The sequence below is a fragment of the Psychrobacter celer genome (assembly GCF_016107555.1).
Taxonomy (GTDB): domain Bacteria; phylum Pseudomonadota; class Gammaproteobacteria; order Pseudomonadales; family Moraxellaceae; genus Psychrobacter; species Psychrobacter celer.
In genome coordinates this window covers 134,325-153,114 of the sequence record NZ_JABASU010000004.1, presented here as the reverse complement: position 1 = coordinate 153,114, position 18,790 = coordinate 134,325, and the positions used below count along the sequence as shown (strand labels likewise).

Genomic DNA, 18,790 nt, shown 5'->3' with positions numbered 1-18,790 from the left:
CACCTTAACCACCTTGAATCCCGCCGAAAATACCCCCATACTCTTAGCACTTATAAACAATAAATAGCCTAAGCAAATATGTCTAATACTTTAAAAGATGCGCCAAACTTAGCAGAGAATAACTCAGCAAAAGATCTAAATGATACGATTCATAATCTAGCTCAGATAGCAGATAAAGATAGCCTTACAGAACTACCTGTGTTGGCGAAAGATAGCCACTATTTAAGCCGGTTAGAGCGTGAGCTGGCACGCGCGGCGGTATCAAAAAACAAAAATTCAAATACTGATGATAAGCAAGACAAAGCGCAAAAAGAGCTGGCTAAAAAACGCGCGCAATACGAAAAAATAAAAACCCGCTCACAGCAAGCGGTGCAAGCGCGTATCGATAGTATCCCAGACAATTTGCCAGCCACCTTAAACCTAGATTTGCCTGTCAGTCAGCGCGCTGATGACATCGTGCAAGCCATCATTGACAACCAAGTCATCATCGTTGCAGGTGAGACAGGGTCTGGTAAAACGACGCAGTTGCCGAAGCTTGCGATGCTGGCAGGGCGCGGCATCACAGGGCAAATAGGGCATACCCAACCGCGTAGGCTCGCAGCACGTAGTGTGGCCAACCGTATCGCCGAAGAGCTTGGCGAGAAATTGGGTAATACCGTTAGCTTTAAGATTCGCTTTAACGAACAGGGGTCAGCGCAGTCGATTGTCAAATTGATGACCGATGGTATCTTGCTCGCTGAGCTTGGTCATGACAGGTTTTTGAGTAAATACGATACGATTATTATCGATGAGGCGCATGAGCGTAGTCTAAACATTGACTTTATTATGGGTTATCTAAAAAAACTGCTACCCAAACGCCCTGATTTAAAAGTCATTATTACCTCAGCCACCCTCGATACCAAGCGTTTTAGTGAATACTTTAGCCGTTATGATAGTAAGCTCAAGCGTAATGTCCCTGCGCCGATTTTTAATGTCGAAGGCCGCAGTTACCCGGTTGAGGTACGTTATCGCCCGCTGACTGATGAGCCAGTGGGTAGCTCAGATGACGACAGCTACGATGATTTTGAAGAAAATCTACCGCGTGCGGTGGTTGCTGCTGTTGAAGAGTGCTTTAGCGATGCGCAAAATAAAGGTCATGCCGACCAAGCAGATATCTTGATATTTGCGGCGACAGAAGCAGAGATTCGTGAGCTGCAAGATGTACTGGTTCGTCATGGACCCAAGCACACCGAAGTGTTGCCACTGTTTGCACGGCAGACTTATGAAGAGCAGCAGCGTATCTTTCAGCCGTCAGGTCGCGGTAGGCGTATTGTGATTGCTACCAACGTTGCCGAGACTGCACTGACCGTACCCGGCATTCGCTACGTGATTGACTTAGGGTTTGCGCGCATATCACGTTACTCTTATCGCTCGCGTGTACAGCGTTTGCCGATTGAAGCCATCTCGCAAGCGGCTGCCAATCAGCGTAAAGGTCGCTGTGGCCGTGTCGCGCCGGGCGTTTGTGTTCGTCTGTATAGTGAAGAGGACTTTAGCGGTCGCCCTGAGTTTACCGAGCCTGAGATACTACGCACCAATCTTGCATCCGTTATTTTGCAGATGGCGAACCTGCGTTTAGGTAGCGTCGAGAATTTTGAATTTATCGAGCCGCCCGATAGCCGTTTGGTGACTGATGGGCATAAATTACTTGACGAGCTTGGCGCGATTACCGCCAAAAACAACAAAGCTAACCTACCCAAACGCAAACAAACTTTGGATCATCTGTGTCTGACCCGTATCGGGCAAAAGATGGCGCGTATGCCTATCGATCCAAGGCTGGCGCGTATGCTGGTGGCAGGTAGCGACTTTGATTGTATCCGTGAGATGCTCATTGTTGTCGCCGCGCTTGCCGTACAAGATCCGCGCGAGCGCCCCGCCAATAAACGCCAGCAAGCGGATCAAAAGCATGCTGAGTTTCGTCAAGATGACTCTGACTTTTTGTTTTATTTAAGTCTATGGAAAGCGCTGTTTGAAAAAGGCGAAGACGGCAATAAATTATCTGGTAATCAGCGCAAACAGTTTGCTAAAAAACACTATCTGAGCTTCCCGCGCGTGCGTGAATGGAGTCAGACTCATCGGCAGTTGCTGCAGATGGTCACGGATCTTAATCTTGCAGATGATAAAGGCGGTAAAAAAGGGGCGGGTAGTAGTGACCCTACCAGTGTGGAAGATGAGGAAGTCAAAGCGGTCAAATATGCCAATCTGCATCGCGCACTATTGACGGGGCTGCTCTCGACCATCGCGCATAAGACAGAAAATCGCGGTGAGTACTTAGCAGCACGCCAGCAAAAAGCCAAAATATTCCCAGCCAGTACTGTGTTTAAACAAGTACCGCCTTGGGTCATGGCCTTTGAGATGGTTGAGACCTCGCAAGTGTTTATGCGTACTGTTGCCAAGATTGAACCTGAGTGGATCATCTCCGCGGCGGGCAACTTACTGAAGTACCATTATTTTGAGCCGCATTGGTCCAAAAAGACAGGCCGCGTTAAAGCTTACGCGCAGATTAGTTTGTTTGGGCTGATTATTGTTAGTAAGCAGCTGACCAACTATGAGCAGGTCAATTTGGCAGAGTCGCGGGAGATATTTATCCGTGACGGTTTAGTAACGGGTAATTTGGGTCGGCAAGCGCCGTTTTTGCAGCACAATATGGACAAAATCGCCCATGTTGAGCGTATCGAAGATAAATTGCGTCGCCGCGATTTACTCGTCGACGAACAGGCGCTGTATCAGTTTTATGACAAAAAAATCCCTGAGAACGTCGCTAGCCGCAAAGCCTTCGAAGATTGGCGCGCGGAGATGGAAAAAAGCGATCCTAAGTATCTATTCTTTACCGATGACGATGTGCTTAACAGTCAAGCACCGACTACCGGCGACTTCCCTGAGATTTGGCAGTTAGGCGATTTGCGCTTGCCACTGCGTTACGTGTTTGATCCTGCCAGCGACGATGATGGGGTGACCATTCGGGTGCCACTTGCTGCACTACCGCAGCTTGATGCTATCGAGCTGTTATGGGGCGTACCGGGTTGGCGCTATGAGCTAGTACTGCAACTGCTCAAATCCTTGCCAAAAGACATTCGCCGTCAAATCGTACCGATTCCAGATACCGCGGATAGTTTGTTTGATGAGCTCAAGCCTGAGGGCGAGCAAGGTCTGCTCAAGCAGCTGTGTCAAGCGCTACACCGCCGCGGCATTATGTCGGTGAGCGAAGCGAGCTTTAATCCGGCCAGCATTGATCGTTATTTGCAGCCACAAATCTGTGTGGTCGATGACAAAAACCGCATCATCGAAAAAGGACGCGACCTACAAACGCTACAGATTCGTCATGCTCAAGAGACCCGTCAAGCGGTCAATGAGCAGCAAGGCGCACACACGGACTTCCCTGAGCATTTTGCCTTTAGTAAAAACCATCATAGCGCAGGCGTAGTGATGAAGCAATTTGCTGCCTTGGTCGCAGATGAGGCGGGTGAGGCGGTATCGATTCATCAATACACCGATGTCAATGCCGCACTGCAGGCGCATCGTATCGGGGTTTTGACTTTGATCAAAGGCAAGCTGGGTGCCAAAAGAAAGCAGCTGACCAGTCAAATCGATAAGATATTTAAATTGGCCTTTGCCCCGCTGGGTGATATGGAAGCCCTAAAGACCATTGTGATTGATGCGACACTTGATGCCACGCTTGAGGAGCATTATGTCTTATTTGATCATAGTGAGGATTTGCCTGAGAGCGCCGATGATGTGGCAGTTGAACTGAGCGAAGAGCTACCCTTTACCACAGAGGAGTATGCAAAGACGCTCGAGGCTGTGGTTAGCAATTTTTTATTGACGGGTCAGAGTGTCATCAAAACTCTCAAAAACGTCTATACGCGCTGGCAACGTATTCGTCAGAGCTTACTCATGCTGGATCGGGAGGTATTTGGCGAGTCTATCGATGATATCGAAGACCAGCTTGAGGACTTGCATTTGTCTGATTTTGTTTATCGGATGGATTACAGTCAGTGGCAGCAGTATCCGCGCTATCTTGAGGCGCTAGAGATTCGTATCGAACGTCTGGAGCACAACCTCGAGGCTGATCTCGACGGTGTTTATGCGCTCGATGTGCACATGGAGCGACTGGCAAACCGTGCCAGCGATGCGGCCATCAGTGAATATCGCTGGATGGTCGAGGAGTATCGCATTCAACTGTTTGCCCAACCGATGAAAACTCGTATGGCGGTGTCACCTAAGCGTTTGAGTAAAATGTGGGATAAGGTGGGTTAATAAACTGTTAAATAAAGGATAGTGAGTAGGGTGCGTGAGGGGCACCCTATGCGAGCGGCTACTTTATACTAAAACTTATGAATGTATTTTATTCGCCAAATTACTTAGTCTAGGATCTTTGGGGGTAGATATATTGTGAACTCATTTAGGGGCTCAACCAATACACTGTAAGGGTTGTTTTGCTCGGAATTTGGAACAATACCAAAATCTGATAACAGTTTAAAATTTGCCGAAATTAAGGTGGCAGGTTTTACTTCAAGCCGTTTATGCCAGACACGATAAGTGCCGAGCTTACCATCTCTACGATGATAAAAACCTGCTAGTGGGTGAGTAATATAAATAAGGGCTGACTCAACATTAGGAAAACCTGCAAACGATAATACCTCCTCTCCTGTTTGTTGCAGAGACACCGAAGCCGCTGCCCAGTCTGATTGAGCATTCATGACATACTTAGTATATAGCTCTGTTGCGTCATCAAAGTGACAATCAAAACTCACCTTAGCTGAGTGCCATGGTAGCTGCCATACATATCTAGGCACGGCCAATGTCCATGAATCCAAAGTCGTACCTAAAAACCAGACGCAGCGCTCGCCAGTTTGTTTGTCTATAATATAAATGCGGTAGTTGGTCTGCGGCATAGTAAACTTTGGGAAAGGATAAACGGCTGAGGTAAAGTCAACGTCGATAAAAGGCACAACAGATATAAGCCCTTTGTTTTCACCATTTATCGATACGATGTCAATTGCAAATCTATCAGGAATCATACCAGCGAATCTCTCAACTGGCACCGCATAAGTGATGATGGAGAAGTGTTTCAGACCACAAATCACATCTATGCCAGTAGGCTCAGGTCTCTCCTGTAGATAATCTTCGAAACGTCTCAGTTGTTGCATACCATCTCCTAAAGTTAGAGTATGATTCTATCAAATTTAGTGCAGTATTTTGTAAAAGAATTTGAAGTGCGTAGGCCTCTCAAGTTATTCAAGTTATGTTCAACTGGAACCCATTAAAAATAAACCCTATCTGTTTTTTAAACAATAAAAAAGGCTGGACTAGCAAGCGCTAATCCAGCCTTTTACTTTTTACTTTATAAAAACCTGAACCGCCCCGATATATCGGAGAGTGGATTACTTGAGTCAGGCAGCTTTATCTGACTCAGTAAGACTATCATAGTATCGTCTTTCAAACTCAAAAGGCGACACATAACCAATTTTACTATTCAAACGTGTTTTGTTAAACCAATCGACCCATTCTAGGGTTGCTAATTCAACGTCATTCACACCAGTCCAGTTCTGCTTTAAATAATGAATCACCTCAGACTTATAAAGCCCATTGACTGTTTCAGTTAATCTTAGGGGCTTGATGACATGCCTTAAAACGTTATGGTATTAGAACTTATAGTTAATGCCCACACGGTATTCACGACCACGCTCGGCATTCCAGTTGGTTAAGTCGGTAAAGCGCGTGGAGCGGAAGTTGCTTTGGTTGTAATACATTTTATCTGCAATGTTGTTGATGCCAGCGTTGAGGCTCAGGCTGTCATTGTTGAAAGGTTGCCAGTTGGCGAAGACATCGGTGACCCAATATTTTGGCATGGTGCGGTCCTCAGTTTCGCCCGCTTCACGGTATTGGTATTCATCCATGTGACGATGTTTGACACCAATCTCAAGCTGGGGGTCGTCAAACTGATAAGAAACCGACGCAACATATTTGTCACCCGTTGGGACAACGTCGAGGGCATAGCCGTAATATTCGCCATTTAACTCAGGGTCATTGTGCGACATACCAAGATAGGCTTTGATGCCGTTGTTTTGGTAGCCTAGGTTAAGCTCGTAGCCTTGGTTTTTGAGTTCGCCTTGGTTGGCTTGTACGGTGTCGTAGGTGTGGATGTAGTCTTTAAAACGTTGGTCAAAGACGCTTGCGCCTGCCATAAAGCCATTATCCCCCATCCATTCAATACCGATTTCTGCGTTTTGCGCTTTACCAGCTTCTAAGTCATCGGCAAAGCTGTGTTGGTCGCCATTGGCCAATGCCAGAATTAAAGATTCATACAGCTTTGGAGATTGGATGGCTTGAGACCAGCTGGCGTTAAGAGATAAGTTGTTATTTACAAACCAAGTGGCAGCAATGCTGGGGCTGACCATGCCATCGCTTAGGTTTTGCTCGGTGTTGTTGGTGATGTCGTAATGGTCGTAGCGTGCGCCTGTGGTCAGCAAGATGGGGTCAAAGTCCCAGCGCATTTCAGCAAATACACCGTATTCTTCCTTTTCTTCTTCGCCAGTGCCAACTGTATAGGCATCTGCGCTGATTTTGCTGTCTCGATAGTTGATACCAGTGACCAGTCTGTGCGCATCTGTCACTGGGTAGGTGACGGACAGATTTGCCCCTGTGGTTTCTGCTTCGGAGTTTAGCGGGTCTGGAATGCGGGCAGAAAGATTGTCGATTTGTTTACGCTCGTCATCGGTCTTGCTATAAAAAACATTGGCATCGATATCAAGAGCGTAGATACCACCAATGTCATAGCCTTGATAGGCTAGGTTGGTGGTGTCTTGCGTGGTTTCGGTATCAAAAATGGTCTGGTCGCCGAAGGTGCCGATAAGATTGGGGCGAAAGCCGATGTCACCGCTCATTTGCTCACGGCGATGACTCAGCTCAAGGCGGTTGTCTGGGTTGATGTTCCAGCCAAGTTTTGCCAAATAGCCTTCTTGGTCTATTTCGGTATAGGGCACTTCGTTGCCATCGCCATCTTCGTAATTGTCATTATGAACGATGTTGCCCATGATGATGCCATCAACTGCACCGTTTGAGCTGCGTCCATAAGCGGCTGTCACCCCGTTCCAGCCTTCATTGCTGCTATAGCCGCCACCAATCATTGCGCCAACATCTTTACCAGATTTTAGCATGTCATTGGCGTTAACTGTTGTCATACGAATAGCTCCAGCAGTAACACCAATACCCGAGCTGGCTGCGCCTGTGCCTTTTTCAATGTTGATGGATTTAAGCAAGGCGGGATCAAACATAAAGCGAGATTGATGGTGAAATACTTGCGCACTGGTACTGACATTGTCCACGCTAAAGGTCAGCTCGTTTTCTCCCATATTACGAATGTATAGCTGCTGTGCGACACCGTTGCCACCACTGACGGAGAGGCTGGGTTGGTCTTTTAACACGTCTTTCATGTCGAGAATGGTGCTTTTTTCTATGATTTGCTGATTGACCGTCGGTGTCACACCGCCAGAGCTGGCAGTGACGGTGATGGTGTCTAGGGTGGTGGTTGGTACATCTTCATTGCTTAGGTCTGTGCTGTCTGATGCTGAAAAGGCCACGGTGCTTAGTGTAGCCAATGAGCCGAACATGAGTGTTTTTACAGCAAAAGAAAGTGGGGTACGAAGAGCAAGCATGGTCAAACCTCAAAAATATGCAGTCAATTTAATGAGAATGATTATCATATAATTTTGTGAAGATTTGTGTCACAATCAGGAAAGAATTGCTATCAAAATCAGGAATGATGGCAAGTTAAAGCAGCGAGTCGAAAAATTGTAGGTATACATTTTCGTCAGTTAAAGACCAGCTCATCAAAAGATGACTGTGTTTGTTGTCAGAGCTTGATGCCGTGCTTTTATGCTGGGTTGATGTTTTGGTTAGATGAGTGGATTTAACTGAAAAGTGATATTTAAGACAGTTTGAGATGGATAGAGGTCAGAGGAGCAGTCATATGAGTGTGGCGATTGAGGCACTGCCATGGCAAGACCACGAGTTAGGAAGTATGCACATACGCAAACTGACAGGTGGGGAGCAGGCAGAGAATGTCAAAGCGTATCAGGAAAGTTATCAAATAGCTGATGGGTTTACTTTGGTGCGAGAGCAAATGCAAACAGCGACTCCAATTGTGTATCCAGAGATGAATAGCGATGGCTATGTGGGTGTGTGTTTTGCGTTTGCAGATGTGAAAAAGACAGATAAACAGATTGCGTTTCCTCATTTATATCATGAGCAAATGAATGTGACCAATGGTTATCATTACCCTGCACAAAAGCACAATGCGCTAAATAAACCTAGCTATTATACTAGCTTGAAGTTTCGTCCTGAATATCTGTTGGCATTGCATAAGCAGCAGCCATTGCCTAGTTGGCTATTGCATTTGGTGGATGGCAGTTGTAAGCAGGTGGTGACTCGGATACAAGTGCCGACCAGCTTAAGAGAGCTAGGCTGGCAGATATGTCGCATGCCACGCAGTGAAACGCTCAGTGACTGTATGCGCATACAGGCAAAAGCGCTGTCTTGGCTGGCGATGCTGCTAGAAATACCAGAGCAAATCAATCGACGTCATTACCAGCAGCAAGATGTTATGATAGCAAAGAAGATACAGCAGGCCATTAATATTATTCAAAATGAATTTCATACCGAGCTGACCATTACTAGTTTGGCTAGCCGAGTGGCCTTAAATGAGTGTTATTTAAAAAAAGGCTTTAAAAATGAAACGGGGCTTGGTATCCATGAATATTTAACGGAATATCGTTTAGAACAGTCTTGCCAGCTACTGCGCTGTCGCCCTGATTTAAGCATTAAAAGTGTTGCCAGTATGTGCGGGTATCAACCAAGCTACTTTAGTCAGGTATTTAAATCAAGGTTTGTGATATCACCGAATGATTTTCGTAAACAATGAATACGGTAAAGAGCTCATTATATACCGCTTTTCAAACTCAAAGGGTGACACATATCCAATCGTGCTATGCAAACGGGTTTTATTAAACCAGTCCACCCACTCAAGCGTGGCTAATTCAACATCGTTCACACCAGTCCAGTTCTGCTTTAAATAATGAATCACCTCAGACTTATAAAGCCCATTGACCGTTTCAGCCAATACGTTGTCATAAGAGTCGCCTGTTGTACTAACAGAGGCAATGACGCTAGAATCCGTCATCCTAGAAGTATAGCGAATGGATAAGTACTGAACCCCTCGATCACTATGATGAATCACATCTTTGGGATGGTTTCTATCTGCTATTGCTTATCTAGGACAGCCCCTTTTTTAATTACATTGGGATTCCAGCCATTCGCTTAATTTAATAATATCATCCTGATTATTCCTTAATTCCTTACAAACGAAGTAAAAGTTATCCCCTGTTAGAAATTCATGCATTGGAACTCTAACGATATTTTGTTTATAAGCATCATCCTGCATCATATAATTATTGGTAAGAGTAATACCCAGATTGTACCGTGCGGCTTCTATCGCTAATAGTACATGACTAAAATGATTTATCTTTATATCGCTTGGTAATTCAAATCCGCCTGCCTTACACCATCGCAGCCAATCCTCCGCTGTATTCTTGCTCGTATCTGCATATCTCACAGACAATATTGGATGCCGCCACAATGCGTCAGGAAGGGGTTTATCTCTTATTTTCTCCCAAAGCTTTTGACCACAAACAGGATATAAAGTTTCAGCAAATAAAAACTTACTGATGAAAGCATGTGGAGGAGGATCGACGGTGATATAACAATCGGCCCTTTGCTCATTATAATCAGAGGGATGATTAACCATGTCTAAAGTAAGTTCTATTTCTGGATACTGTCTATAGAAGTCTTCTAGTCGAGGAATCAACCAATTCACTGCGACTGAACTGTACAGAGCTAAGCGTATATGCCCAGGTTTTCCATGTTTAATAATCTGACTACTATCTGAAAGAAGACCCAATGCGCGACTCACATCTGTGAAATAACACTCACCAACCTCTGTCAATGAAAAGGTCCGGCCTTGCCTGTAAAACATCAACTCCCCAAGATACTCCTCAAGGATGCGTATTTGGTGACTGACTGCACTTTGTGTCACATTGAGGCTTTGTGCTGCTTTTGAAAAGCTGTTAAGCCTTGCAACGGACTCGAAGCACTGTATTGCACGCAGCGGTGGTAAATCCATTATTACCTCAGTTAATACTAAATATGTTTTATATCATTATACATCATACTCTTACTTGAATATACTGCCTGACAGATCGTTAAATCAGCATGAACCCATGGGGGTTTTAACAGTTTCTGAATTTAGAGCACGGCAGTAGAGGAGGCTAAGAATGCCAAAGATGAGTGTTGCATTTGCCATGACGCTATTGGTACTAGGAAATATCATTGCGGTCTTCTCAGACGCCTTGATAAAGGCCTTGCCCTCTGAGACGGCGGTATATCAATTTATCCTGTTTCGTCAATGCACAGCGGTTTTAATGCTGTTGCCATTTTCCTTAATTAATAAAAAGAACAAGTTATTCAGTAATATAAAATGGCACTTTGTTCGTAGTCACGTGTGGTTATTGGGTGTGATATTCATGGTACTGTCTCTTCAAGCACTGCCTCTTGCGACTGCGAATGCTATTTTTTATGCCGCCCCTTTATTTGTATTACCACTGGGTTTTTTATTTTATAAAGACAGATTAAACTTTCCGACTATCGCAGCCTCTATGTTAGGTTTTGCTGGTATTCTCGTTATTGTACAACCGAAACAGATCAATTTAGGGGCGGTGTTTGCCCTTATAGTGGCGGTAACCATGGCGCTAAACAATCTGTTAGTTCGTAAACTTCCACAACATCATACTGTCTATCAAACGCTACTTTTGACCAATTTATTAGGAATTCCATTCGCGCTTGGTTTGGCTATTTGGGAAGGACAGCCATTTGATTGGCGCTCATTGATTGCGGCCGCCAGTTCAAATGTATTCATTTTGATTTATGCAGGTATATGCGTACAGGTGTATCGACACATTGAAGCGTACAAAGTCTCTAGTGCGGAATACTCAGGTTTAATAGGAGCGGTGGGGGTTGGAATCATATGGTTTAATGAAGTACCAAATATGACTTTGTTAGTAGGGTCTGCGCTGATTATCCTACCTTTGATATGGCTAGCTACTCTCGAATCTATGAGGTTTAGACAAAAAACTGGGTAGGATAATAGCTTTTAAAACCTAATCAAGCTGATTTGCCATGAATAATATGAATATTTATTACATTATGCATAATTGAACAAAAATTTTTGGTTATCATTTATCTCGAGAGGTAAAGCTTGAGGGTTTAGCGATGCAAGGTGATGGGTAGGTCGGCATAACGGACATCCCCATCACTACGCTTGGCTAATGACCGATATTCTCTGTCAGTACGCCCATACTATGCAAAATAAAGGCAATGACTGCGAGTGCTACGATAAATGGGGTAAATATCCAGATCAAGATATTAATCAGCAATGAAGGTAACAAACCATTAAACAGCTCAGTGTTTGGGGCAAAAAAACTCATCATCGCATCGACGGCCCGTTTGGCAATGGGAAAAAGTACGGTACTCAGGGCCAGTATATAGACATATTTGCTAAAACTGGGGTCACTTAGCAGCACCATAAAGTAAAAGCCGATAAAAAAAGCAACGCCCAATGCCCAGCATTTGATAGTGTAGCTTAAATGAATCATAGCAGCCTCCCATATATTCTGATGGATACGTAATAGACGCATCGCAATATATTTATTAATTAGAATATATAATATGTTATATATCGAATATATAAGAGAAGTCAATCATTTTTTATCAAAAAGCACCGTAAAGCCACGTCTTTTTAGGGCGTGGATGTCAGGTATCAGTCATTGTCTCCCAACATTGGGATTGTCTTGATTGCGGTTGGTACAATAAAAAAGAGCCAGTAGCTTCACAACTGACTCTCATCATTCATAAGTGTAAAAACACTGGTCAATACATTATTTATAGTCAATAACTATAGTTGGCAGTTTACTTGATACTGTTGACCATTGTCTGAGGTGATGGTCATAATGCCAAAGTCTGCTTTGGTATGCCAGTCATAGGTGGTCTTTGGGTTTACATTGTTTACATAACGTACGCCAGAGCCTGATACTGCTTGCTCTAACGTGATTTTTGCGTCTTGTAGACCTACTTTTGGCAAGGTGACGTTTAGATTGGCCGCTTGACCATCCGCTGCATAGGCGGCAGTAATCATGCCGTCGTCTTCACAGGTAAATGACTGAACGACTGGTTTGGCAGCAGTGGTTGGGGCAGTGGTAGTCGGAGCGTTGGTTGCACAAGCGGCTAACAAAACGGTAAAAGGAGCAACAGCAAGTAATTTTTTCATAAACGATATTCCTCAAGTTGGTAAGTGAATGTGAGTTGTTATACTGAGCAATATGATACATGTTCGAATGTAATTTCGTGTTATGGTTAGAGTTTACTAAGGTAATTATTTCTGTCTTTTTCGTGATTTGCTAAGTCCTGATCGGTTAAGTGATTGAGCGATATTTGGTTTTTTGTTTACACTGTTTTTTTGTTTAAGATAAACACCAGTACCGCCCCTAAGATGACTATACTAGCGATAATAAAGCGTAAGCTCAGAGTTTCTGACAAAAACAAAACACCTCCTAGTGCTGCAATTATCGGTACACAAAGCTGCACCACTGCCGCTTGAGTACTTTTTAACAAGGGCATAGCCACATACCACATACAGTAGCCGAGGCCAGAAGTAATCGCGCCTGATATTACTGCTAGCACCACGCCTTGCATACTTATCCCAGCCCAATGGCTGATAGCGACTATCAACAAAAAAGGGATAGCGACTAGGCTTCTGATAAAATTAAACCCCGTAGCTCGTAGCGGCGAGAGACAAGCTTTGCCGCGTATACTATAGATGCCCCAAGCGATACCGCTAAGCGCCATAATCAGAGCGCCTATAAAAGAAGGTATGGCTGCTGAAGGGAGCATTAAATAGACAAAGCCAATCAGCGCGCAAGCTAGCGCAAGCCACTGCAGTACAGTTAATTGCTCCTTTTGGTAAATACTCCAACCTATCATCGTCAGTTGCACAGCAGCAGATAATATGAGCGCCCCAGTGCCGGCATCTAGATCCACATAAGCAAGCGAAAAACAAAGCGCGTAGACCACTAAGCTGACACTACTAAGCCAGCTGCCTTTATCCGCTAAAATAGCAGAAACAGCAGCGTTATTATTGTCAGTGTTAGAGTCGCTGTTAAAAGAAGTCACGGTTTGTGTCTGATGTTTTAGACGATGTGTATGAAGGGTGATGATAATACCTAAACAAATAGCGCCGCTCAGTAGTCGTAAAATCGTAAAGTTCCAAGGATCGATAGCCCCTTCCATCAATGCCATTCGGCATAGTAGAGAATTGGTAGCGAAAGCGACAAGGGCAATAATAGTATAGAAAGTAGCTGTCAAGAGAACCCTTTAGAATTAGAGTATTAGGGCGTGTTGAACATTCAACCATGGCACTGACAGAGACTATTTTTTAGACGATTCGAAGGTAAAAATAGTAAGCTTAGTCGCTCTAAGCGTCTATTTTTACCAATGAAGCGGCAAAAAAGAGTCCTGTCCCTACGGCTGATGCTAAAATTGCGCCATACTGCGTTGCAAATCTAGCTAAGGCGTCTGCATTATCGTCGCTTTGCGCCTTGTCTGGAACAATTTTGGCGATCAGCAGTGCCTATTTGTGAATGTTCAACACGCCCTATAAGTAATGACATTGATTAATGCTTTTTGGTGTCGCCTACGATTTTATCCATGAATGCAAACAATAAACCTGAGAGTACAAAAGCCATGTGAATAATCACTTTCCACATGAGCTTATCAGCATCGAGATCACTCATCTTGCTAGATATATCCATAAACGACTTGAGAAGATCAATGGCTGAGATAGCAACTATCGCGCCTATTACTTTTAGCTTTAGGCCTGAAAAGTCCACTTTTCCCATCCAGCTTGGACGATCGTCGCTTGTGCCCGTATCGATTTTGGAGACAAAAATCTCATAGCCGCTAAAGATAATAATGAGCAATAAACTAGCTACCAAAGAAATATCAACTAGTACCAAGATATCTACAATAACATCAGATATTGGGGCATCTAATACATAAGTCATCATTCCTACTAGCTTTTGTACGAACTTAATAAATAGCAACAAGATACCTATTACTAAGCCTAAATAAAACGGTGTCAATATCCAACGACTATTGAAGATGGTCTTTTCTAAATAAAATTCAATTTTTTTTATCATTGAGGTCTCTTTAGTGTTAAGTCAAGCGATCTTATACCAGTCAATTTTACGGGTCATAACCATCACGCAGGCAAGTAGTATAAAGCAGAATACCGCACCTAACAGTAAATTTAGATCTTCAGTGGTGAGAATGCCATAAAAGGCGGCGTAGAGACCAGCTAAGATAGCGGTAAAGATAACCGCTCGCCTGACGCCGCCGAGCACATAATAAGTGTACCAACCGATCAGCCCAACGCAGCTACTACCTGCAATAGCATAAGCTTGCCAAAAAGCGATTTGCTCAGCTAATGGTAATAACAAAACATAAAAGGTCAATAGCGCGCAGCCTACTAACAAATACTGAATCGGATGGATGCGACTCGATTTAATCACTTCGAATAAAAAGAAAGTGCCAAATGAGATCAAAATTAATAGTAGAGCGTATTTCATGGTACGTTCTGTTTGCAAATAAACATCGTTAGGTTCTGCGAAACTGACCCCAAAGCTATTAAGACGCACGCTATTTAGGTTGCCGTGATTGGTGCTACCGGCAACTTCTTGTACGACGGCTGCTGCCGCCCCATAATCAGCAGGATTGCCACTGTCTAAGCGCGCTCTGCTATCAACGGTGCAGCTATTGTTTGCCGTGCTCAAGCACTGCGATAAATATTGATTATTAGCCACAGTCAGGTACTGGTTCTGCCAGTTAGCAGTAAATCCCTCAGCACTAAAGTCTTTAGTATTCGGCAAAGCTTTACCTATAAAATTTGGTGCATGCCAGTTGCTTTGCATACTCAGCTTAAAGTTTGAGCCGGTAGGGACTGTGTTTAGGTTACTAATACCGGCAAGCGGTAAATCAATAGTAATATCAATAGCTTGGTTGGCGTTAATATTACTATTTGCGGTATTAGGCAAAGCTGTAGTATTGGCTTTTAATTGCGTTACGGTGTTTTGTGGTAAGGCGACTTCTACGTAGCTTAAGCCGTTGAGCATAGACACGCTTGGATAAGTGGCTTTTAGAGTTTGCTTATCTATTGTGACAGTAGGCAAGGTGGGCACGCCGCGTAAGTCTGATACCGGAATAATGAGCTTAGCTTGCTCCCAGTGCGTGATTGTCTGCTTCGCCGTTGCTATAGTGTCACGCACTGCAGTAGTATCCGGCATATCGGTTTGCACATCGGCAGTCTCAATAGACTCTATAGCAGTCTGCGGCTTATAGCTTTGCTTAAAACTGATATCGCCATTATAGCTAGTCGCGTGATAGATGCCGCGCTGATAAGTGTCAGTACTGACGTCAAGATTTTGCGTCGCCAAGCTTTGCGCCGCAAAAACTGTATCTATGGTTGTGAAGGGCGGCGCACATTTATTAGCTTTATTAGCAGCGCTTGTACATTCTGGTGTCGTGGTGACGGGAATGGCGATGAAAGGGGTAATAATCTCTTGTGGGTTGACATGCTGATCGGCGATTTCTCGAACCACGGAGTCAGCATAATACTGTCTTTCAGTAATAACGCTACTGAACATCGTCAGACCAATGGCAAAGAGCACACAGAGGCTAGCGATGACAGTGAGTTTTATAAATAGGGTTTTTTGCATGCGAATGTCCTCAAGCTGATGATTTAACTAGCGACTCAGATAACAAGTCCGTAAAGTTAAATAACAGCGTAGAGAAGCAATACTAAAAAGCGGTGCAAGAAAGATGGAAAAACTATGAAAATGAATGGAGGCACTGGTATTGGCAGGTTTTGACGTTGTCTTAATAGCTATCTTTAATAAATAGCCTAAGCAAGATTAGCTTAATTCTTGCAAGCGGACTGCTACTTGCCGTACTCGCGACATTCTGTCACCACCGATACGCCGAAACCCTTTGTGATAGTCATTAAACTCATCCTCAAACCGTGCACTAATAGCCTTGCGCTCGAAAGGACTATCACGTAGATCGTCAGCTGTACTGCCGAAAACAAAATCAGCGCGCCTGTGCCTGTATCTAATGCTGTATATGCAATCGAAAAACAAAGCGCATAAACCACCAGACTGATACTACTTATCCAGCTACCTTTATCTTGTAAAATAGCGTCATCAGTCGCGGTATTTAGATGTAGGTTTTTTTGACGTGGCATTTGTTGATGTGGTTTGTGCTGATGCAGCCAGTAGGTGTGCACCGACATCACCACCGCCAAGCTCATCGCGGCACTCAGCAGGCGAAGGGTGGTGAAGCTCCAAGCATCGATATAGCCCTCCGCCAGCGCCATCCTACAAAATAAAGAGTTTGCGGCAAATGCAATTAACGCGACTATGGTATAAAAGGTGGCTTTCAAAAATAATTCCTACAGTGATTGACGCAAGTTTTGCATAAAATAGAGCGTTATTAAAAATAACAACAAGGAACCGTTTATGGATTGGGCGAGTATTTTTATTTATGATACCACGTGGGCATTTGTCCTAGAGATATTGGTACGTGTGACTGTGATGTTTGTACTGATTATTACGTTCTTGCGCTTTACGGGTAAGCGCGGCGTCCGTCAGTTGTCTATATTTGAGCTGACTATCATTTTGTCATTAGGCTCTATCGCTGGCGACCCGATGTTTACTGAGGATTTACCGATCATCCAAGCGGTGCTGATTATGAGTACCGTCATCTTGCTGTATCGCTTGTGTACGTGGGCGATGATGAAGTTTCAGCCGTTTGAAAATTTGCTAGAAGGAAAATCGCTGTATATCGTAGAAGATGGGATGCTGGTGCTCGACAAAATCAAAAAAGGCAAGATGTCGCACGATGAGTTTTTTGCTGAGATGCGTCAGCAGGGCGTGGAGCATCTAGGGCAAGTGCGTACCGGCCTGCTAGAAACCGATGGCAATTTTAGCGTCTTATTATACCCACCTGAGCAAACAGGCTACGGTATGCCGCTTTTTCCTAAGCAGTATCAGCCAGTGGAGAAGGTAGAGTCAGGCGTGCATTATGCTTGCATGTACTGCGGTTATATCGAGCATATCACAAGCCCTGATCAAGTATGCTCGCGGTGTCAGAATAACTGCAAAAACTGGGCAAAAGCGCTCAATAGCCAGATTGTCAGATAAGCCATACCAGTCATTGTTTTTATTAAAATAGCCTAAGCAAAAATTTACACACAATCAAAATTGTTTAACCACTCTGCTACCTGCATAACACGAGTCTGTCTACCACCACCAATACGTCTAAATGACTTGTGATGAACACTAAGCTGATCTGCAAAGTAGCGGCTAATATCATCACGCTCATGCGGCGCATCACGCAAGTCATCGGCGACCCACGGCGTATCGACCTCAGTCAGTAGTATCAGGTCATAATGATGCGCCAGTGCCGCCTGAGTCAGGGCAAGAGGACAGTCGCCATAGTACCAGTTTGAATAAACCATCAGCTCAAACAAGCTGGTATCACAGAATACATAACGCTGGCCAGCAGGTAGCTGTGCCGCTTGCATTGCGCGTTTGTTTTCTAACTCAATCTGACCTTGCGCGATGGGCAATAAATCCTCCCACGTACAGGTCAGCTGCTCGTTATCCCATTTGGCTTGTAGGTAAGTGCGCATATACTCTGGCACCCAAGGACTGGCAAAATGCGCCGCCAGATCTCGGCACAACGTGGTCTTGCCAGTGCTTTCAGCGCCCAATACTGCGACATTGACGACGGATTTAGGCGTATGCTGTTTGAGGTTGTTTGCGATAGCGTTGTTGCCATTCATAATAAGCCCAGATTGCGATCAGAGTGAAGACTACGTATTGTAGTGCAGTAAAGGTGAGACCTTTATAAAAGTATAGCGGTACGGAGATGGCATCGGCGACGATCCACAATAGCCAGTGCTCAATTTTGCGTCGTGCCATCAGCCACATCGCCATCAAAAACAGCGCCGTGGTTAGCATGTCGGTGTAGTCGACCCACGTAAATAACTGCAGTCCCAGCACGGTACCCTCAAAGCTAAAGCCATTGTTTATCACGGGGCGGAAGTAATACACCAGTGCCACAAAGGCCATGGTGGCCGCGGCCAGACTCGCTAGTATGGGCAAGTCTTTTGTGCTTAGCCGCTCAACTTGGATGGCGCTCTCAGCCTCCTTGAGCGCGCGGTCTTGCTTGCTGGTAGGGTTGATATGGTCTGAAACGGTGTTGTTTGCTTTGTTTTTTGACCAATTAATCCAGCCATATAGGCTCATTACGGTATAATAGGCATTGATAAACATATCGCCAAACAACTGCCACTGCCATAGCAAATAAACAAAGATCGCCGTACTGATCAGACCGATAGGGAAGACTAAGACATTGAGTCGACTCGCCAGCAGCACACTTGCAACCCCGCAGCTGACGGCGATGAGCTCTAGACTGATAAATAAGGTGGAGTAGTCCGCATATTGACCAAAAAGCCAATTAAAAAGTTCTACCATTAATATTCCTAAATATAAACGCTTTGACTGTTTGCGAGCGCTTAATAGTCGCA

Annotated in this window: 15 protein-coding genes and 2 pseudogenes; 4 read left to right on the top strand and 13 right to left on the bottom strand. The window is 44.5% G+C overall.

The genetic code is table 11. The annotated features are described in order from the left end of the window. The first annotated feature begins 78 nt into the window (after window positions 1-78). Window positions 79-4,293 (top strand): ATP-dependent RNA helicase HrpA, encoded by a 4,215-nt coding sequence (gene hrpA / locus JFC05_RS03770; RefSeq protein WP_198335829.1) that lies wholly within the window; start codon window positions 79-81, stop codon window positions 4,291-4,293. Between the two features lie 104 nt (window positions 4,294-4,397). On the opposite strand, the gene JFC05_RS03765 is transcribed toward hrpA, so the two are convergent. From JFC05_RS03765 to JFC05_RS03755, 3 genes and pseudogenes are all read right to left on the bottom strand, one after another. Then, the gene (locus tag JFC05_RS03765) at window positions 4,398-5,186 is read right to left on the bottom strand and encodes a DUF2071 domain-containing protein (protein ID WP_198335828.1); all 789 of its coding nucleotides are present in this window, start codon (window positions 5,184-5,186) and stop codon (window positions 4,398-4,400) included. A gap of 243 nt (window positions 5,187-5,429) precedes the next feature. After that, window positions 5,430-5,642: pseudogene (locus JFC05_RS12935) on the bottom strand (IS3 family transposase); the annotation flags it as partial. A 39-nt stretch (window positions 5,643-5,681) separates the two neighbouring features. Further along, a complete protein-coding gene (locus JFC05_RS03755; protein ID WP_198335826.1) occupies window positions 5,682-7,694 on the bottom strand; it encodes a TonB-dependent receptor plug domain-containing protein in 2,013 nt (670 codons plus the stop codon). Between the two features lie 314 nt (window positions 7,695-8,008). Between JFC05_RS03755 and JFC05_RS03750 the strand changes: the two genes are divergently transcribed. Continuing rightward, window positions 8,009-8,959, top strand: a complete 951-nt coding sequence (locus JFC05_RS03750; protein WP_198335825.1) for a helix-turn-helix transcriptional regulator — start codon at window positions 8,009-8,011, stop codon at window positions 8,957-8,959. On the opposite strand, the pseudogene JFC05_RS03745 reads toward JFC05_RS03750, so the two are convergent. Further along, window positions 8,933-9,304 (bottom strand): annotated as a pseudogene (locus JFC05_RS03745) (integrase core domain-containing protein); the annotation flags it as partial. The gene JFC05_RS03750 and the pseudogene JFC05_RS03745 sit on opposite strands and share 27 nt — an antisense overlap. Window positions 9,305-9,325: 21 nt before the next feature. Continuing rightward, a complete protein-coding gene (locus tag JFC05_RS03740; RefSeq protein WP_198335824.1) occupies window positions 9,326-10,216 on the bottom strand; it encodes a LysR substrate-binding domain-containing protein in 891 nt (296 codons plus the stop codon). 151 nt (window positions 10,217-10,367) lie between these two features. Here JFC05_RS03740 and JFC05_RS03735 point away from each other — a divergent pair, with 151 nt between their 5' ends. Further along, on the top strand, window positions 10,368-11,231 hold the full coding sequence (locus JFC05_RS03735; RefSeq protein ID WP_198335823.1) for a DMT family transporter: 864 nt from the start codon (window positions 10,368-10,370) through the stop codon (window positions 11,229-11,231). Window positions 11,232-11,414: 183 nt separating this feature from the next. Here JFC05_RS03735 and JFC05_RS03730 read toward each other — a convergent pair whose 3' ends face one another. The 6 genes from JFC05_RS03730 to JFC05_RS03705 all read right to left on the bottom strand — a co-directional run bounded on the left by JFC05_RS03730 (window position 11,415) and on the right by JFC05_RS03705 (window position 16,639). Further along, window positions 11,415-11,744 (bottom strand): hypothetical protein, encoded by a 330-nt coding sequence (locus JFC05_RS03730; protein ID WP_198335822.1) that lies wholly within the window; start codon window positions 11,742-11,744, stop codon window positions 11,415-11,417. 299 nt (window positions 11,745-12,043) lie between these two features. Then, window positions 12,044-12,415, bottom strand: coding sequence for an MliC family protein (locus JFC05_RS03725; RefSeq protein ID WP_198335821.1), 372 nt, complete (start codon window positions 12,413-12,415; stop codon window positions 12,044-12,046). A 176-nt stretch (window positions 12,416-12,591) separates the two neighbouring features. Continuing rightward, entirely contained in the window at window positions 12,592-13,509 is a 918-nt protein-coding gene (locus JFC05_RS03720; RefSeq protein WP_198335820.1) for a DMT family transporter, read from the bottom strand. A gap of 308 nt (window positions 13,510-13,817) precedes the next feature. After that, window positions 13,818-14,342, bottom strand: coding sequence for a TIGR00645 family protein (locus JFC05_RS03715; RefSeq protein WP_192992848.1), 525 nt, complete (start codon window positions 14,340-14,342; stop codon window positions 13,818-13,820). Window positions 14,343-14,363: 21 nt separating this feature from the next. Continuing rightward, on the bottom strand, window positions 14,364-15,917 hold the full coding sequence (gene creD / locus JFC05_RS03710; protein ID WP_198335819.1) for a cell envelope integrity protein CreD: 1,554 nt from the start codon (window positions 15,915-15,917) through the stop codon (window positions 14,364-14,366). A 221-nt stretch (window positions 15,918-16,138) separates the two neighbouring features. After that, window positions 16,139-16,639, bottom strand: a complete 501-nt coding sequence (locus JFC05_RS03705; RefSeq protein WP_244658194.1) for a hypothetical protein — start codon at window positions 16,637-16,639, stop codon at window positions 16,139-16,141. Window positions 16,640-16,715: 76 nt separating this feature from the next. Between JFC05_RS03705 and JFC05_RS03700 the strand changes: the two genes are divergently transcribed. Further along, on the top strand, window positions 16,716-17,399 hold the full coding sequence (locus JFC05_RS03700) for a DUF421 domain-containing protein (protein ID WP_198335818.1): 684 nt from the start codon (window positions 16,716-16,718) through the stop codon (window positions 17,397-17,399). Between the two features lie 44 nt (window positions 17,400-17,443). On the opposite strand, the gene JFC05_RS03695 is transcribed toward JFC05_RS03700, so the two are convergent. Further along, window positions 17,444-18,043, bottom strand: a complete 600-nt coding sequence (locus tag JFC05_RS03695; RefSeq protein ID WP_198335817.1) for an AAA family ATPase — start codon at window positions 18,041-18,043, stop codon at window positions 17,444-17,446. After that, entirely contained in the window at window positions 17,994-18,737 is a 744-nt protein-coding gene (gene pnuC / locus JFC05_RS03690; protein WP_198335816.1) for a nicotinamide riboside transporter PnuC, read from the bottom strand. Before pnuC ends, JFC05_RS03695 begins: the two co-directional genes overlap by 50 nt. Window positions 18,738-18,790: the final 53 nt, after the last annotated feature.

What these genes read in the sequence shown, in the direction of transcription:
- hrpA (WP_198335829.1), top strand. Translation starts at nt 79, where the DNA reads ATGTCTAATACTTTAAAAGATGCGCCAAACTTAGCAGAGAATAACTCA.
- JFC05_RS03765 (WP_198335828.1), bottom strand. Translation starts at nt 5,186, where the DNA reads ATGCAACAACTGAGACGTTTCGAAGATTATCTACAGGAGAGACCTGAG.
- JFC05_RS03755 (WP_198335826.1), bottom strand. Translation starts at nt 7,694, where the DNA reads ATGCTTGCTCTTCGTACCCCACTTTCTTTTGCTGTAAAAACACTCATG.
- JFC05_RS03750 (WP_198335825.1), top strand. Translation starts at nt 8,009, where the DNA reads ATGAGTGTGGCGATTGAGGCACTGCCATGGCAAGACCACGAGTTAGGA.
- JFC05_RS03740 (WP_198335824.1), bottom strand. Translation starts at nt 10,216, where the DNA reads ATGGATTTACCACCGCTGCGTGCAATACAGTGCTTCGAGTCCGTTGCA.
- JFC05_RS03735 (WP_198335823.1), top strand. Translation starts at nt 10,368, where the DNA reads ATGCCAAAGATGAGTGTTGCATTTGCCATGACGCTATTGGTACTAGGA.
- JFC05_RS03730 (WP_198335822.1), bottom strand. Translation starts at nt 11,744, where the DNA reads ATGATTCATTTAAGCTACACTATCAAATGCTGGGCATTGGGCGTTGCT.
- JFC05_RS03725 (WP_198335821.1), bottom strand. Translation starts at nt 12,415, where the DNA reads ATGAAAAAATTACTTGCTGTTGCTCCTTTTACCGTTTTGTTAGCCGCT.
- JFC05_RS03715 (WP_192992848.1), bottom strand. Translation starts at nt 14,342, where the DNA reads ATGATAAAAAAAATTGAATTTTATTTAGAAAAGACCATCTTCAATAGT.
- creD (WP_198335819.1), bottom strand. Translation starts at nt 15,917, where the DNA reads ATGCAAAAAACCCTATTTATAAAACTCACTGTCATCGCTAGCCTCTGT.
- JFC05_RS03700 (WP_198335818.1), top strand. Translation starts at nt 16,716, where the DNA reads ATGGATTGGGCGAGTATTTTTATTTATGATACCACGTGGGCATTTGTC.
- JFC05_RS03695 (WP_198335817.1), bottom strand. Translation starts at nt 18,043, where the DNA reads ATGAATGGCAACAACGCTATCGCAAACAACCTCAAACAGCATACGCCT.
- pnuC (WP_198335816.1), bottom strand. Translation starts at nt 18,737, where the DNA reads ATGGTAGAACTTTTTAATTGGCTTTTTGGTCAATATGCGGACTACTCC.